This window comes from Streptomyces sp. NPDC002566 (genome assembly GCF_042889585.1).
Classification (GTDB): Bacteria; Actinomycetota; Actinomycetes; order Streptomycetales; family Streptomycetaceae; genus Streptomyces.
Map to the genome: position 1 here is coordinate 607,171 of NZ_JBIARD010000002.1, position 16,181 is coordinate 623,351.

9 protein-coding genes are annotated in these 16,181 nt (G+C 72.6%); 2 read left to right on the top strand and 7 right to left on the bottom strand.

Going from position 1 to position 16,181, the window contains the following annotated elements; translation table 11 throughout:
* Positions 1 to 2: 2 nt before the first annotated feature.
* The 5 genes from ACFYXA_RS09775 to ACFYXA_RS09795 form a co-directional block, all read right to left on the bottom strand.
* Positions 3 to 1,115 (bottom strand): kinase, encoded by a 1,113-nt coding sequence (locus tag ACFYXA_RS09775; protein ID WP_389030288.1) that lies wholly within the window; start codon positions 1,113 to 1,115, stop codon positions 3 to 5.
* The gene (locus ACFYXA_RS09780; protein WP_352247410.1) at positions 1,115 to 2,680 is read right to left on the bottom strand and encodes a lyase family protein; all 1,566 of its coding nucleotides are present in this window, start codon (positions 2,678 to 2,680) and stop codon (positions 1,115 to 1,117) included. Before ACFYXA_RS09780 ends, ACFYXA_RS09775 begins: the two co-directional genes overlap by 1 nt.
* A 71-nt stretch (positions 2,681 to 2,751) precedes the next feature.
* Positions 2,752 to 10,407: an amino acid adenylation domain-containing protein gene (locus ACFYXA_RS09785; RefSeq protein ID WP_389030292.1), complete on the bottom strand. Its 7,656-nt coding sequence runs from the start codon at positions 10,405 to 10,407 to the stop codon at positions 2,752 to 2,754.
* Positions 10,408 to 10,579: 172 nt separating this feature from the next.
* Positions 10,580 to 11,017, bottom strand: coding sequence for a hypothetical protein (locus ACFYXA_RS09790; RefSeq protein ID WP_389030295.1), 438 nt, complete (start codon positions 11,015 to 11,017; stop codon positions 10,580 to 10,582).
* Between the two features lie 86 nt (positions 11,018 to 11,103).
* Positions 11,104 to 12,078 carry an alpha/beta hydrolase gene (locus ACFYXA_RS09795; RefSeq protein ID WP_389030298.1) on the bottom strand — a complete coding sequence of 325 codons (975 nt, stop codon included), beginning with the start codon at positions 12,076 to 12,078 and terminating at the stop codon, positions 11,104 to 11,106.
* A gap of 358 nt (positions 12,079 to 12,436) precedes the next feature.
* On the opposite strand from ACFYXA_RS09795, the gene ACFYXA_RS09800 reads away from it, so the two are divergent.
* Both ACFYXA_RS09800 and ACFYXA_RS09805 read left to right on the top strand, forming a co-directional pair.
* A complete protein-coding gene (locus ACFYXA_RS09800) occupies positions 12,437 to 13,264 on the top strand; it encodes an alpha/beta hydrolase (RefSeq protein WP_389030301.1) in 828 nt (275 codons plus the stop codon).
* Between the two features lie 86 nt (positions 13,265 to 13,350).
* Positions 13,351 to 14,100, top strand: coding sequence for an SDR family oxidoreductase (locus tag ACFYXA_RS09805; protein ID WP_389030304.1), 750 nt, complete (start codon positions 13,351 to 13,353; stop codon positions 14,098 to 14,100).
* A 90-nt stretch (positions 14,101 to 14,190) separates the two neighbouring features.
* Here the strand turns inward: ACFYXA_RS09805 and ACFYXA_RS09810 are convergent, their stop codons facing one another.
* Both ACFYXA_RS09810 and ACFYXA_RS09815 read right to left on the bottom strand, forming a co-directional pair.
* Entirely contained in the window at positions 14,191 to 15,303 is a 1,113-nt protein-coding gene (locus ACFYXA_RS09810; RefSeq protein ID WP_351089121.1) for a HAMP domain-containing sensor histidine kinase, read from the bottom strand.
* On the bottom strand, positions 15,296 to 16,069 hold the full coding sequence (locus tag ACFYXA_RS09815) for a response regulator transcription factor (protein ID WP_352247404.1): 774 nt from the start codon (positions 16,067 to 16,069) through the stop codon (positions 15,296 to 15,298). The genes ACFYXA_RS09810 and ACFYXA_RS09815 overlap by 8 nt, the downstream gene beginning before the upstream one ends.
* Positions 16,070 to 16,181: the final 112 nt, after the last annotated feature.

Sequence of the window (16,181 nt, forward strand, 5' to 3'; positions counted from 1 at the left end):
GCTCAGATCTCCAGTCGGTGGGTGGTGAGAAGGGCGGCCGGGATCGCCGAAGGCTGGGCGGGCGGCTGGTGGTCGGCGGCGGCGGCCGATACCGCCAGGTGCGAGGCGGGGACCCGGCCGTCGGCCGCTGCCGACGCCGTCGGGTGCCGGCCGGGAGTCCAGTCGTCGCCGGTGCCCAGGGCGCGGTGGACGGACACCTCGCCGCCGAGCGGGGCGCAGCCGGCGCGGATGTGGGCCGCCTTGCCGTCGAGTTCGGGGTCGTGGGCGTCGAGGAGGACGCCGAGGAGGGTGCCGCTGTGGGCGAGGACCAGGCCGTGGCCGTCGACCTCGCGGCACAGCGTGCGCAGTTCGGGGAACCCGGCCCGGGGCCGCCGGCGGCCGTTGAGTTCGGCGCTGCGGGTGGCGACCTCGCCCACGGCCGGCAGGTCGCCCGTGACGACGGCACCGGTCAGCCGGTCCAGCAGCCGTGCGTACTCCTGCCGTTCGGACGTCCCGATGGCCGTCGCGGTCCGGTTGTGGGTCACGGTGTCGACCTGGCCGCCCTCGTCGTGGGCGACGAGGACGAGGGGGGGCAGCGTGCCGAGTCTGCGGCGCAGCCGCACGGCCCGGTGGTGGAAGCAGACGATCTCGTCGTACATCACGCCGTCGGCCGGTTCCACTCCGCGCAGGAACGCCTCGGTCTGCGCCGGGGTGAACGTGCGCCCGTACGCGGCTCCGACGGCCCGCACGGTCGCGACGAGGTCGGCCGACGAGCTGGCCATGCCCTTGCCCTCGGGGAGGTCGCCGCGCAGTTCCAGCAGTCCGCCGCCGCTCTCGCCGAGCGCGGCGAGGACGGCTTCGGCTACGCGCCGCGACTTGCCCTTGTGCCCGGGCACGACCCGCACCTCCCGCGCGTCGGGGGCGGGCCGGAAGACGGCGGTGGCCCAGCGGGCCAGCGGGAAGGTGACGAGGAAGTCGCTGTCGGGGGCTGGCAGGGCGCCCTGGAGCAACTCCCCGAAGGTGCCGAAGGCGTGACCGGTGCCAAGGGTCGGCGCGGCGGTGGTGAAGAGGGCGGTGGGGTCGCACAGGGCGGGGCCGGAAGGGGCGGCCGGGCCGCTCAGCGGGGCCGGGGACATCAGCGCTCCCCCGTTCCCGGACGGCCGGATCCCACGCCGGCGGAGTCCTGGTGTACCGGGCCCTGAAGGTCCAGTGCGCGGGCGGTCTCCGCCGCGCCCGCGCGAACCGCCCCGGATCTCCGGTCCCAGGCGGCGCGCAGCTCCTCGTGGGTGTCCCGCTGGGCGCGCAGCGCCTGACGTACGGCGTCGGGGTGGGCCGAGCCGGTGGAGGCCAGGCGGGTGAGGCCGCGGTCCACGTCGAAGGCCTCGGCGAGGAGCCCGGCCGGGTCGGTGAGGGTCAGCCCGTGCTCGGCGGCGGCCCGGGTCAGCAGGTCCGGCTCGCCCGGGTGGGGCGGCGCCCCGGCCCCCGCGGCGCTGACGACGTACTTCCCGGCGACGACCTGCGCGGTCCGCCACGGCACCCCCTCGCTGAGGGTGAGGGCGTTGGCGAGGCTGAACCCGCCCAGATACTCGCGCTCGCACACCGCGCGCATCCGGTCGGCCCGGAAGCCGACGCGGCGCACCACCTCGGTGAGCAGCCGGACCGTGCCGTGCGCCGAGTCGAACGCGGTGAGGACGTGCGTGCCGGCCTCCTTGGAGACCTCCACCAGGTTGCAGAAGGGGGTGTTGCGCTGGCCGAGCAGGACGTCGGTGTGGAAGGCGGTCAGATGGGCCGTGCGGCCCCGGATCCGCTCCAGGACGGGGTAGTTCTTCTTCTGCGGCATCGCCGAGGAGATGCCGGACAGTTCGTCGGGCAGCTCGATGAAGCCGTGCTCGCTGCCGCCCCAGGTGAGCAGATCAGTGGCGAAACGGCTCAAGGCCGCGCCGAGCAGGCTGAGTTCAGCGGTGGCCTCGGCGCTCCAGCGGCGGGAAGCGACCGCGGTCAGGGCGTTGGGCTGCGGGCGGTCGAAGCCCAGCATGCGAGCCAACCGGGCGCGATCCCAAGGCAGTTCCTGTCCGGCCATCGCCCCGGCTCCGAGCGGGCAGGCGTTCATCCCGTCGTAGGCGTGCAGCAGGCGCCGCTGGGTGTGCAGCAACTGCTCGGCGAGGGCGGCGAGATGGAACCCCGGCGTGATGATCTGCGCGGCCTGGAAGTGCGTGTAGCCGGGCATGGGCAACGTGCGTGTCTCCTCCGCGCGTTCGAGGACGACGGCGCACAGGTCCAGCAGGGCCGCGGCGAGTCGCGCGAGCTGCTCGCGGCCGAACATCGCCTGGGCGCACGCCTGGAGGTCGTTGCGGCTGCGGTCGACGTGCCAGCGCGGGAGCGGGGCCGGCAGCCCGGCCGTGACGTGGCGTTCGAGGGCGAAGGCGATGTCCGACATGTTGTCGTCGGGCCGGGCGGTGAGGGTCTCGGGGCCCACCTCGTCCAGCAGGACGGCGACGGAGCGGGCCTCGGCCGTGCTGAGCAGGCCCATGCGGGCGTACTCGGCCGCCAGGGTCTTCTCGATGGCGATGTAGTGGTCCAGCAGGTGGCGGACCTCGAACCGGAACTGCGGGGCGAGCAGCTCCTCGTGCAGCAGGTCGCTCGGCCCGCCGCGGATACGGCCGCTGAGTTCGGCGGCGGGCGCCGTGGGCTGGCTCGTCACGGTGACGGTGTCCGTTCTGTGGTGTGGGCGAGTGGTGCGCAGGTGCGGGTCTGCCGGTGTGACGCGAGGGATCACCGCCGGCGGTGTCCGTCCGGGCAAGCGGCCGGGGCGAGTTGGGCGTCGAGGGCGGCGGCGGCGGCCGTCACGTGAGGGGCTCGCACCAGCGCGTAGTGGTCGGCGTCGCTGTCGTGCCGTACGAGACCGTCCGGCGTCCGGCCGGCCCACCGGTCGGCGGAGCGCAGGGCGGCGCCGGTGGTGCTCTGGTGGAAGTGCACGACGCCGGTGGCGACGGGCGGCTCGTAGCGGGCGGCGGCGAGCAGTCCGGTGCGGAACACGTCGTAGTGGCGGGCGAGTTCGCCGCTGTCGAAGGCGGGCGTGGACCCGTCCGCGGCGAGCGCGGCGGCGACGGCCCGTATCCGGTCGGGGGTGCCGGCGGCCACGAGCAGCTCGGCGCGCAGGGCGTACCGCGCGGCGTCGTCGGGGTCCGCCCCGGCGGACCGGGCCAGGTCGTCGTGGAACCACTCCAGCAGGGCGCACTCGTCGGCGGGCACGTCCGTGGTCCCGGGGTAGGCGGTGTCGAGGAGGGTGAGCGTCGCCACCTCCTCACCGGCGGCCCGCAGTTGGTGGGCCATCTCGTAGGCGAGCAGCCCACCGAGGGACCAGCCCGCCAGGTGGTACGGGCCGTGCGGCCGGACTTCGCGCAGAGCGCCGACGTGGGCGGCGGCGAGGGCCGGGACGGTGGCGGGGGCGTCGAGTACCGCCGTCCCCGAGCCCGGCGCTGCCGGATGCGGAGCCGTCAGATCCGGGGACGTCAGGCCGTACACCGGTCGGCCCGGGCGCAGCGCCGCCGCAAGTGCGCGGTAGCAGAGGACGTTGCCGCCGACGGGGTGGACGAGGAAGAGGGGGGCCAGGTCGCCGTCCGGGCGGATGCGCACGACGGTGTCCTGGTGGCCGGGCCGGCGCCGGGCGCGCAGGGCCTGCGCCTGGCGGGCCACGGTCGGGTGTTCCATCACGGTGGACACCGACAGGCGTTCGCCGAACGCCTCGTTGATCCGGCCGATGAGGCGCAGCGCGTCGATCGAGTGCCCGCCCGCGGCGAAGAAGTCGTCGTGGGCGCCGACCGGTCCGGTGCCGAGGAGCCGCTCCCAGATGCCGGCGAGACGGGTCTCGGTCGCGCCGCGGGGCGGCCGGGACGCTTCCCGGCGGAGTGTGTGGCCCGCGTCCGGGGCGGGCAGGGCCGCCCGGTCCAGCTTGCCGTTGCGGGTGAGGGGCAGCGCGTCGAGCAGCACCCACGCCGCGGGCACCATGTGGCCCGGGAGCCGGGTGCGGGCGTACGTGTCGAGTTCCGTGAGGACAGCGGCCTCGTCCGCCGCGCCGTCCCTCGCCGTGACCACGTAGCCGGTCAGCCGTTCGCCGCGCAGCAGGACCGCGCAGGCGCGCACCGAGGGGTGTTCCGCGAGCACGGCCTCGATCTCGCCGGGCTCGACTCGGAACCCGCGGATCTTCATCTGGTGGTCGGTGCGCCCCGCGTACTCCAGGGCGCCGTCCGCCCGGTGGCGGGCGAGGTCGCCCGTGCGGTAGAGGCGGCGGGTGACGCCGTCGGGTCCCGTGTGCTCGACGAACCGTTCGGCGGTGAGGTCCGGGCGTCCGTGGTAGCCGAGGGCCAGTCCGACGCCTTCGAGGTACAGCTCGCCGGTGACACCCGTGGGGACCTCGGACAGGCGCGCGTCCAGGACGTGGGTGCGCATGTTGGCGATGGGCCGGCCGATGGGCACGGCGTCCCCGGCCTCGGGCCGGCACCGCCACGCGGTGACGTCGACGGCCGCCTCGGTCGGGCCGTACAGGTTGTGCAGTTCGACGCCCGGCAGCAGGCCGAGGAAGCGGGTCTGCACCTCGTGGGGCAGGGCCTCTCCGCTGCACACGACGCGGGTGAGACCGGCGGCGAGCCGTACCGCGAGGGGGTCGTCGAGGAAGACGCCGAGCATCGACGGCACGAAGTGCACGGTGCTGACGCCCTCCTCCCGGATCAGGCCGGCCAGGTACGCGGGGTCGCGCTGGCCGCCGGGCCGGGCGAGGACGAGCGTGGCGCCGGTGAGCAGGGGCCAGAACAGCTCCCACACCGACACGTCGAAGGTGTACGGCGTCTTCTGCAGGACGCGTTCGCCGGGGGTGAGCCCATAGGCGTCCTGCATCCACAACAGGCGGTTGGCGATGGCGCGGTGGGAGACCACCACGCCCTTGGGCGTGCCCGTCGAGCCCGAAGTGAAGATCATGTAGGCGGGGTCGTCCGGACCAGCGGCGTCCACGGAGGCGGGTTCGGTGGCCTCGGGGGCGGACTCGGCCGACGCGCCGGTCCACCACTCTTCCGCGACGACGACGGCCAGGCCGGGGACGCCGAGGCCGTCGTCGGACCCGTCCGTTCCCGCCTCCCGCAGCGCCGCCGCCCGGCAGCCGTCCGCGACGACCAGGCGGATGCCGGCCTCCGCGAGCAGTGCCCGGGTGCGCGCCTCGGGGTGCTCGGGGTCCAACGGCACATACGCCGCACCGGACTTGAGCACCGCGAGCAGGGCCACCGGCAGCATCAGGGAGCGGTCCATCAGCAGGCCCACGAAGGAGCCGGGGCGGGCGCCGAGGGCCCGCAGCCGGGCCGCGAGGCGTTCGGCCGCCTCGTCGAGCCGCCGGTAGTCGAGCCCCTCGCCGTCGAAGCGGAGCGCCGTCGCGTCAGGCGTCCGCCGAACCTGACGGTCAATCAGCTCCGTGAGCGTGTGCGGTGCTTCGTAGTGCTTCGCGGTGTCGTTCCAGGTGGCGTGGTGACGGCGGTCCTGCGGCGGGACGAGGTCGGCCGCGAAGCAGTCCTGGCCGGGCTCGTCGGCGAGGGCTCGCAGCGCGGCGGTGTAGGAGGCGTGCAGCGCGGCGATCCGCTCGGCGGTGAACCGCGCCGCGTCGTAGCGCAGGCCGAGTTCGAGCAGACGGCCGTCGGGGGTGCGGGAGAACTCCGCGCCGAAGGCGACGTCCGTGGCGGCCTCCCCCGTCTCCTCCAGGACGGTGAACGCCTCACCGGACGGCCCGCCCTGCTCGACGTGGAAGTGGGTGTAGTTGAAGAACGTCTCGAACGGCGCAGCCCCGCCGTTGCGGCGCACGACCTCGGCGAGCGGGTAGCGCCGGTGGTCGTGCACACGCAGGTCGAGGTCGGCGACGCGGCGCACCAGGTCCCGCCAGCTCTCCGGGACGAGGGCGAGCCGGAAGGGCAGTGTGTTGAGGAACGCGCCGACGACCTTGTCGCCGTCGGGCTCCTCGGTGCGGCCGTTGAGCACCACGCCTGTGGTGATCTCGTCGCCGCCGCCCATCAGGGCCATGACGCGGGCGTGCGCGGCGAGCAGGACGATGCGCAGCGGCACGCCGAGTTCGGCGGCGAGCGCGGCCAGCCGCTCGTGGAGGCCGGCGGGCAGCGGTGCGTGGTGCCAGGTCATCCGGGGCGGCCCGGCCGCCGTGACGGAGCGCGGCAGCCGGGTCACGGGGGCGCCCTCGGTCACCTCGTCCCAGAAGTCCCGCTGGGCGGGGTCGGCGAGCGCGGCGCGCTCCAGTGCGACGAAGGAGGCGAAGCGGGAGCGCGGCGCGGGGTCCGGGGCGGCTGCGGGCTGCGCGGCGTCCTCCTCGGCGTCGCGGAGCCGGACGTAGCGGGAGGAGAGCTCGGTGAGGAGGGAGCGCTCGCTCCAGCCGTCCATGACCGCGTGGTGCTCGACGACGAACAGCTGGAAGGTCGTGTCGGTGCGGCGCTGGACGTGGAAGCGGATCAGGGGCGCCTCGTCCCAGGCGAACGGGCGGGCGCGCTCGGCCTCGTAGCGTGTGGCGACGGCCTCTTCCCGCGCGGCGTCGTCCAGCCCGCGCAGGTCCTCGAAGGTGATGCGGGGGCGGGCGTCGCGGTGGACGAGCTGGAGGGGCTCGCTGAATCCGTGCGGGTCGAAGGAGGTGCGCAGCATCTCGTGCCGGGCCCCGGCCTCCTCGACCGTCCGCCGCCAGGCCCGCTCGGACCAGGGCGCTTCGACGTGGTAGGAGGCGACGTTGTGGTACACCCGGCCGGTCTCCGCGGGCAGGTCGCTGTGGAAGAGCATCCCGGCCTGGAGCCGGGTCATCGGGTAGGCGTCCTCCAGCCCGGCGGGCAGCGCCGCCCGGTCGGCCCCGGCGAGGAGCGAGAACGGCCGGTACGACGCCGTGCCGGACCGGGTGTCCGACCGCCCGCCGGACGGCGTGTCCGCGTCCCGGACGGCCGCCCCGGCGAGACCGCGGACGGTCTGGTGCCGCATCAGGTCGGCGACGGCGAAGCGCAGTCCGCGGTCACGGGCGCGGGCGAGCACCTGGAGCGAGCGGATGGAGTCTCCGCCGAGGGCGAAGTAGTTGTCGAGCGCGCCGATCCGCTCGTGGCCGAGGACCTCCTGCCAGATCTCGGCGAGCGCCGTCTCGACCGGCCCGCTCACCGGCTCGTGGGCGGCCGCGGACCCCAGGACCGTCGCGCCCTCGGCGCCCGGGGCCGGCAGGGCCCGCCGGTCGGCCTTGCCGTTGGCGGTGAGGGGGAACGCCGGCAGGGTGACGAAGACGCCGGGGATCATGTAGTCGGGCAGCCGTGCGGCGAGGTGTGCGCGCAGCGCGTCGACGGTGAGGGGGGCCGTGACGTCCGGGGTGGGCTCGGCGACGGTCCCGTGGGTGGCCTCGGTTTCCGGGGCGGTGCCGGCGGCGTTCTCCGCGGCCGGCACGACGTACCCGGTCAGGACCGGGTTCCCGGTGGCGTCCGGGACCACGCGGGCGACGGCGGCGCCGACTCCGGCGTGGGCGGTGAGGGCCGCCTCGATCTCGCCCAGCTCGATGCGGAAGCCCCGCAGTTTGACCTGGTCGTCGATGCGGCCGAGGTACTCCAGTTCGCCGTCCGCACGGACCCGGGCGAGGTCTCCGGTGCGGTACATCCGCTCCCCCGAGGCGGCCGTGGGGAAGCGTTCGGCGGTCAGGTCGGGGCGGTTGAGATAGCCGCGGGCGAGACCCGCCCCGGCTACGTACAGCTCGCCCACCGCACCGCGGGGCACGGCCCTGCCCCGGCCGTCCAGCAGATGCAGCCGCAGATCGGGGATGGGTACGCCGATGACGCTGCCGCGTCCTTCCTCGGCGTCGCGGGCGGTCAGCGGACGGTAGGTGACGTGAACCGTGGTCTCGGTGATGCCGTACATGTTCACCAGGCGGGGCGATGCGTCGCCGTGCCGGCCGAACCAGCCGCGCAGCGCGCCGACGTCCAGCGCCTCACCGCCGAACACCACCTGCCGCAGGGCGAGTCGTTCACTCGTGGAACTGAGTTCGTCGACGCGGTCGAGCTGGTGGAAGGCCGACGGCGTCTGGTTGAGGACGGTCACCCTCTCGTCGCGCAGCAGTCGGTGGAACTCCTCCGGCGACCGGCTGACGGTGTACGGCACGACGACGAGCCGGCCGCCGTGCAGCAGGGCGCCCCACAGCTCCCACACGGAGAAGTCGAAGGCGATGGAGTGGAAGAGGGTCCAGACATCGTCGGCGCCGAAGCCGAACCAGTGGCCGGTCGCGGAGAACAGCCGGGTGATGTTGCGGTGCGGCACGAGGGTGCCCTTGGGCAGTCCCGTGGAGCCGGAGGTGTAGATGGCGTAGGCGAGGTCGTCGGGGCTGACGCCGCTGTCGGGGGCGGTGTCCGGCAGCAGGTCCAGCTCGGCCGCGTCGGCATCCAGGTCGACGGCGTACAGGCCCCGGGCGTCCCACAGCGGGCGGGTCCCGGTGGTGCCGACGACGTGGCCGAGACCGGCGTCGCCGACGATGTGGCGCAGGCGCTCCGGCGGGTTGTCGGGGTCGAGGGGCAGGTACGCGCCGCCCGCCTTGAGGATGCCGAGCAGGCCGACGACCAGTTCGGCGGAGCGGGGGACGCACAGGCCGACGAGGGTGCCGGGGACGACACCGAGGGCGCGCAGGCGGTGGGCGACCTGGTTGGCACGGCGGTCGAGTTCGCCGTAGCCGAGGTGACGCTCGCCGTCGGTCACGGCGACGGCGTCGGGTGTGCGGGCCGCGTGCTCTGCGAAGACCTCGTGGGCGCAGGGCGCGGGGTCGACGGCGGTCGCGGTGCCCGTGGTTGCGGTGTCCGTGGTTACGGTGTCCGCGGTCGCCGCGGCGCGGAACGGGGGTGTCGTGGCGGGGGCGGGCGGTGACGTCAGGGGCAGTTGCTCTTCCTCCGAGAGCAACGGCAGCGCGGACAGCGGCAGATGCGGCGCGTCGAGGGCGGCGTCGAGCAGCCGCAGGTAGTGCCGGGTGAACCGCTCGACGGTGGCGGCCTCGTAGAGGTCGGCCCGGTACTCCAGACGGAGGCGCACACCGCCGCCCGACTGCACGATGTCGAAGGTCAGGTCGAACTTCGCGGTGTGGGAGGGCCCTTCGAGCAGCCGGACGCGGGGGCCGGGCAGGTCCGCCGTGGTCTCGTCCTCGTCGTGGAAGCCGACGAGGACGTCGAAGAACGGGGCCCGCTCGGTGGTGCGCCCGGGGTTGAGGTGCTCGACGATCCGCTCGAACGGCAGGTCCTGGTAGTCCTGGGCGTCCGCGACGGTGTCCCGCACCGCTGCGACGTGATCGCGGAACCGGGGGTCCGCGGAGAAGTCCGAGCGGATGACGAGGGTGTTGACGAACAGGCCGACCGTCTCCGCGAACTCCTTGCGGTTGCGGTTGGCCACGGGGGTGCCGACGACGACGTCCTCGCTGCCGGAGTAGCGGCCCAGGACGACCTGGAGGGCGGCGAGCATGGTCATGAAGCGCGTGCTGCCGGTGTCCCTGCAGACCTGGTCGAGCCGCCCGAGCAGGGCGTCCGGCAGAGGGACCTCGTACGTGGCGGCCGCGCGCGGGGCGGGTGCGGCGGGGCCGGGGACGGCCGCCGGACGGAGGTCGGCGGGGATCGCGGAGGTGGGCAGCTCACCGCCCAGTTGTCCGGCCCAATAGGCGAGCTGCCGCTCGGCGGCGGGACCGCGCAGCCATTCCTCCTGCCATTCGGAGAAATCGGCGTAATGGAATTCCGGCTCCTCCACGCCTACGCATTCCCCGCCGTCCGCTTCAGCGGCGTATTCCGCGAAGAGTTCCCGGAGCAGGATTCCCGCCGACCATCCGTCGCCGACGATGTGATGCATTCCGAGCGCCAGCACCGCGCCGGCGGACCCTTCCGGGCGGCGCAGCAGGGCGGCGCGGAACAGGGGGCCGGTGGCGAGGTCGAAGGGCCGCCGGTACTGCGCGTCCATCCAGCGGCGCACGGCCTCGGCGCCTTCCGTCTCCCCCGTCCCGGCGGTCTCCACCGTCCAGTCGAGCCGCGCGGAGGAGTCCACGCACTGCGTCAACTCCCCTTCGCTCAGGATGAACCGGGTGCGCAGCGCCTCGTGCCGGTCGAGCAGCCGCTGCGCGCAGACCCGCAGCAGGTCCGCGTCCACGTCGGCGTCGAACGCGCAGAAGACCGGCATGTGGTAGGTGGGCCTGGCCCCCTCCATCTCCTGGAGGAAGTACATGCGCTGTTGCGCCCGCGAGGCGCGGAAGACGGCGACAGCGGATTCCCCGGACGCTTCCGGAGACGATTCCGGTGACGAATTCACGGGCGATTCTGCGGACGGTTCTTCCGGAACAACCGGAACGACCGGGACGTGAGTGGCCAAGACGACTCCCTCGACCGCCACGCCTTTTCTGACGCGCGGCACCGATTCCCCTGCTGGGCGAATCCCACGCTATGCGCGCGTCGAGTCTCGGATAAGTCCCGACCTGTCGGTCCCCGGAACACGTGACATCGCCGGCGGTGCTCGGGAGCGGACGAGTCCCGGTGATCGCCCTGCTTGTGATGACGCAACGCCGACCGACACCGTATCCGTCTCGTCACCGCCGGTGATCGCTGACGCCCTCGATGATGAGGGAGATGCCGATGCCCAGCATCCAGACATCCTTGGCCAGCGGGGTTCCCTGCTCAGTGGGGCGCAGGCTGCCCTCCTGGTGCATGCCCGGCGCGCGCAGGTACAGCCCGAGCGTGCCGGCAGAGAACGCGGTCAGCGCGGCTCCGGCAACAGCGGCAGGGACCACCGGAAGGAGCAGTGCGGCGGCTACGGCGGCCTCCCCGGCAGAGAGCAGCCGGACGAACTGCCAGGCATCGAGATTGCCCAAGAAGGGGTAGGCGGTGGTGGCGAACTGCTGCAGCCCCTCAGCGGTGGCCTCGTCCGCGCCGCGTTTCGACAGCGCGGCGTTGAGGAAGAACGTGCCGACGGGCAGCCTGAGCGGCAACTGCCGCACTGCGGATCGCCAGATGGAATCGAATGCCATGCCGAGCCTCCCTAAGTGGGGCAGTCGGCCCCTGGAGAACGACCGTCGGCCTGCGCAGCACCGACCGAGTCACGGAACGTCACAGATCAAGACTGAGCGACATCACTTCCCAGCGCGTCGCGCAGCACTCCGACGGCCTGGGCGACGGCCGCACGGGTGGCATGGGTGTCGCTGAGAGGGTTGAGCATCATGAAGTCGTGGGTGATGCCGTCATAACGGACGGTGGTGATGTCCACGCCCGCCGCGCGGAGCCTGGCCGCGTATGCCTCGCCCTCGTCGCGCAGGACGTCTGCCTCGTCAACGAGGAGGAAGGCCGGCGGGAGACCGGCGAGCTGATCGAGGGTGGCCTTCAGGGGAGAGGCGGTGATCTCGCTGCGCTGCGCGCGGTCGGGCATGTACGCGTTCCAGAACCACTCCATGGCCTGGGCGGTGAGGAAGTAGCCGGTGGCGAGATCGGTGTAGGACCGGGTGTTCATTCCGGCGTCGGTGACCGGGTAGTACATGGACTGATGCACGAAGCGGACGTCGCCGCGCTCCTTGGCCAGCAGGGCGAGAGCGGCCGTCATGTTTCCGCCGACCGAGTCGCCCGCCACCGCCATGCGGTCCGGGTCGAGGCCATGGGCGGCGCCTTCCCGGACGATCCACTGAGCGGTGGCGTAGCCCTGCTCGATCGCCACCGGGTAGTGCGCCTCGGGAGAGCGGGTGTACTCGACGAACACGACCGCGGCCTGCGCCCCGTCCGCGAGCTCGCGCACCAGTCGATCATGGGTGTCGGCGTTGCCCAGAATCCAGCCACCACCGTGCATGTAGAGAACCACGGGGAGGGGCGCCGCGGCGCCGCGCGGCCGGACGATGCGGGCACGCACATCGCCGACATCGGCAGGCACGGTGATCCACTCCGAGTCGACGTCGAGTTTCTCGATCGGTTCGGCTTGAAGGTCGTCCAGCACCTTGCGGGCCTTCTCGGGCCCCAGTTCGTACAAGAACGGCGGCTGGGACGTGGCATTTGCGAACTGCTGGGCTGCGGGCTCCAGAACGATGGAGCCAGAGGGAGCGGTCATGACGAGCTCCGTGAGGTCTGGGGCTGAGAGATGCTGAGGACTCCTGCACGGCCTGACCGCGGAGCGTCAATGCGCCCCGCCACTCGGCAGGCAGCGCGGCATTGCCACAAGCAACAGCCTCGTCCCTCCGAGGCATGATCGCATCCGTGCAGTCGCACACCCCGGCCCGTACCACCACGCGACACCGGTCGTCCGGTCGTGCCGATGCGCGGAGAGCCAGGAAGTCACGCAAGCGATCGCCCACCGGAGGGGCGGCGGCACTGAACGCGCCCCGGCGGGCCGCCACTTCATCGCTGCGGTTGTACGACCGCTGCTCGAGGTCGACGATTGTCACAGCCCTGCAGTCGGAAGGAGGACCGTGAGCGAGCCGACGACCGATGCCCCGCCGATCGTGCTGATCCACGGGCTTTGGATGACCGCCAGAAGCTGGGACCGCTGGGCGCGGTACTACCGGGCGAAGGGCTACGAAGTGGTCGTGCCGACGTACCCGGGGTTCGAGATCGAGGTGGAGGCACTGCGCGAAAAGCCCGAGATCATCGCCGCGGCGTCCGTCCCCGAAACCCTCGACCATCTCAGCGACGTGGTCGAGCGCCTGGACCGTCCGCCGATCATCATGGGCCACTCCTTCGGCGGGACCTTCACCCAACTCCTGGTCAACCGAGGGTTGGGCGCCGCCGCCGTGACGATCGACTCGGCGCCACCCGAGGGAGTGCGGGTGAACCCACCGTCCCAGATCAAGTCCCTGTTCCCGATCCTCGCCAACCCAGCCAACCGGCACCGCGCGGTGGGCTTCACCAAGGAGCAGTTCCACTACGCGTTCGCCAACACGTGCAGCCGGGAGGAGTCCGACGCGGCCTACGACCACCTCCACATCCCGGCGCCCGGCAGCTGGGTGTGGGCCTACGGCCTGATAGCCAACTGGAAGCCTGGCCACCAGGAGACCTGGGTCGACTACGACCTGGACGACCGTGCGCCGCTGCTGTTCATCATGGGCGGCAAGGACCACCTGATGCCACCCTCGGTGATCCGCTCCAACGCGAAGAAGTATCGCAACTCCGAGGCGCTGACCGAGACCTACGAGTTCCCGGACCGCTCACACTTCACCGGTGTCGAGCCCGGCTGGGAACAGGTGGCCGATCACGCGCTCGAATGGGCGACCAGACACGCCCGAACCCGGACGAGCTGACAAACCGCCGACAACGGCAACGTCACCACCACAGGGTTGCACGGTCTCAGCAGTGGCCGGATGCCCGGCGCACGGGAAGGTTTGCCATGAAGATCGTCGTCATCGGCGGCACCGGCAACATCGGTTCGAAACTCGTGCCGCAACTCGCCCGGCACGGCCACGACGCGGTGGCGGCAGCACCCTCGACAGGGGTCAACGCCCTGACCGGCGAAGGGCTCACCGACGCACTGGCCGGCGCATCCGTGGTGATCGACGTGTCGAACTCGCCGTCCTTCGAAGACAGCGCGGTGATGAGGTTCTTCGAGACCTCCACGCGCAATCTGCTCGCCGCCGAAGCCAAAGCCGGCGTCGCCCACCATGTCGCACTGTCGGTGGTGGGGACCGAGCGATTGCCCGAGAGCGGCTACTTCCGGGCGAAGGTCGCTCAGGAGCAGCTGATCGAGAAATCCTCGATCCCGTACTCGATCGTGCACGCGACACAGTTCTTCGAGTTCGTCGCGAGCATCGCCGACAACGCCACCGCCGACGGCGCGGTCCGGCTGGCCCCGGTGCTCTTCCAACCCGTCGCGGGCGACGACGTCGCCCGGGCGGTGGGCCGGATCTCGACCGGGTCGCCGCTGAACGGCAGGATGGACGTCGCCGGGCCCGAGCGGTTCCGGATGGACGAATTCTTCCGGCAGGCCCTGGCCGCCCGCAACGACCCGCGTGAGGTCGTCACGGACCCCCATGCCCGCTACTTCGGAGCCGAACTGAGCGAGGGAACTCTGGTGCCGGGCGGTGACGCGATCCTCGGCGAGATCCGCTACAGCGACTGGCTGGGCCGGACAGCGGTCTGACGGTCCCCGGCCACGCCGACACCGGGGACCTCGTCACCACCCATCCGACCGCCAACCCGGTGAACCCATGCGGTCACAGCACCGGCGATGTCACACACCGGCCACGGGCAGCGTCACCTCGAAGCGGCAACCGCCGGTGATGTTGTGCACGGTGGCGCGTCCCTGGTGGGCTTCGACGATGCCCCGGACAATGGCGAGCCCCAGGCCGGCGCCGGCCGGCGGCGTGCGGGCGTCCGTCCCACGCCAGCCGGTGTCGAAGACGCGCGGCAGGTCGTCCTCGGGGATCCCGCCGCAGCCGTCGGAGACGGACAGGACGACGCCGTCGTGGGAGCGCCCGGCGGTCACGGCGACCGTCCCGTCGGCAGGGGTGCGTCTGATCGCGTTGATGAGGAGGTTGCCCAGCACGCGGCTCATCTCCTTGCCGTCCACCTCGACCGGCACCGGCTCGACGTACTCGCCCACCAGCCGTACCCCGTGCTCGCGCGCGAGCGGATCCACTCCGGCGAGGGCGTCGCTGACCAGGTCGTACAGCGAGATCCTGGACGGGGACAGGGCGAGTGTCCCGGCGTGGATGCGGGAGAGCTCGAAGAGGTCGCCCACCATGCCGTTGAGGCGCTCGACCTCGGTGCGGATCTGCCGCAGGTAACGTCGGGGGTCCGCCGCCACACCGTCCTCCAGCGCCTCCGACATCGCGCGCAGGCCGGCGAGCGGGGTGCGCAGGTCGTGCGAGATCCAGGCGACGAGTTCGCGCCGGGAGGCTTCCAGGGCGCGTTCTCGTTCGCGCGACTCGGCGAGTCTGGCGCTGGTGACAGCCAACTCCCGGCTGAGCGCGGAAAGTTCGGCCGTGGCCGGTTGCTCGGGCGCGGTGAAGTCACCGCCGTCCCCGAACGACCGGGCCGCCACGGCGAGTTCGTGGCTACGGGCGACGACCCAGCGGCCCAGCAGCAGAGCGGTGACCAAGGACACCACGGCGGCCATGGCGACGACCATGGTGACGACGCTCAGGTCGTGCGCTGACAGGAACATCGCCTCCGCCACGGCTAGTGTGCCCGCGAGCATCGCGGTCACCGCCACTGCGGCGACCACGGCGAGCGACACGGTGAGGGAGCGCCGCCGGATCAGGCGGAGGACGCCCGCACCGGCCAGGCCGGCCACCGCCGCGCCGGAGAAGGCGTACACGGCGATCAGGAGGGTGTCATTCATGGTCAGCCCGCTCCTGGCCGGCGTCAGCGTCCTGGCCGGCGGGGTCGAAGCGGTAGCCCACGCCCCACACGGTCTGGATCAGCCGGGGCCGCGCCGGATCCTCCTCGACCTTGCCGCGCAGCCGGCGGACATGAACGGTGACGGTGGAGAGGTCGCCGAAGTCCCAGCCCCACACCTCGCGCATCAGGTCCTCGCGGCTGAAGGCGCGGCCCGGATGGCGCACGAGGAAGGAGAGGAGGTCGAACTCCCTCAGGGTGAGGGACAGTTCGGTGCCGTTCTTGGTCGTTCGGCGCGCTGCGGGGTCGATGGTCAGGCCGGCCGCGCTGAGCGGCTGCGACGCGACGACGGGCCGGGTGCGGCGCAGGACCGACTCCACGCGCAGGACCAGCTCCCGGGGGCTGAAGGGCTTGGTGACGTAGTCGTCCGCGCCCACCTCCAGGCCCATGATGCGGTCGTCCTCGTCGCCCCGCGCGGTGAGCATGATGACCGGCACCGGGCCGCGCTGCCGCAGCCGACGGCACACTTCCAGGCCGTCCATTCCGGGCAGCATCAGGTCCAGCACCACCAGATGGGGCCGGCATTCGGCGGCCCGCATGAGCGCGGTCGGTCCGTCGTCGGCCCGCTGCACCGCGTAGCCGGCGCGTTCGAGGTAGCCGGCGACGACCTCGGCGACGGTGGGATCGTCTTCCACGACCAGGACACGGGCGGCTTCGGCGCCCGGGAGCACCGCGGCCGCGGCGTCCATCGATTCGTACGGCTGCTGCATTGCCCCAGCCTCGCACCGCGGCTGCGCGTGGCGTACCCGAGGTCTCCGACGTCCGCGTTTCGTAAGGACCCGACATCCGGTATGCGCGTTTTGTCTCCGTAGGGTGAGTCCT

Excerpts from the sequence above, each read along its gene's own strand:
- ACFYXA_RS09805 (WP_389030304.1), top strand. The coding sequence starts at position 13,351 with ATGAAGATCGTCGTCATCGGCGGCACCGGCAACATCGGTTCGAAACTC.
- ACFYXA_RS09810 (WP_351089121.1), bottom strand. The coding sequence starts at position 15,303 with ATGAATGACACCCTCCTGATCGCCGTGTACGCCTTCTCCGGCGCGGCG.
- ACFYXA_RS09775 (WP_389030288.1), bottom strand. The coding sequence starts at position 1,115 with ATGTCCCCGGCCCCGCTGAGCGGCCCGGCCGCCCCTTCCGGCCCCGCC.
- ACFYXA_RS09790 (WP_389030295.1), bottom strand. The coding sequence starts at position 11,017 with ATGGCATTCGATTCCATCTGGCGATCCGCAGTGCGGCAGTTGCCGCTC.
- ACFYXA_RS09795 (WP_389030298.1), bottom strand. The coding sequence starts at position 12,078 with ATGACCGCTCCCTCTGGCTCCATCGTTCTGGAGCCCGCAGCCCAGCAG.
- ACFYXA_RS09815 (WP_352247404.1), bottom strand. The coding sequence starts at position 16,069 with ATGCAGCAGCCGTACGAATCGATGGACGCCGCGGCCGCGGTGCTCCCG.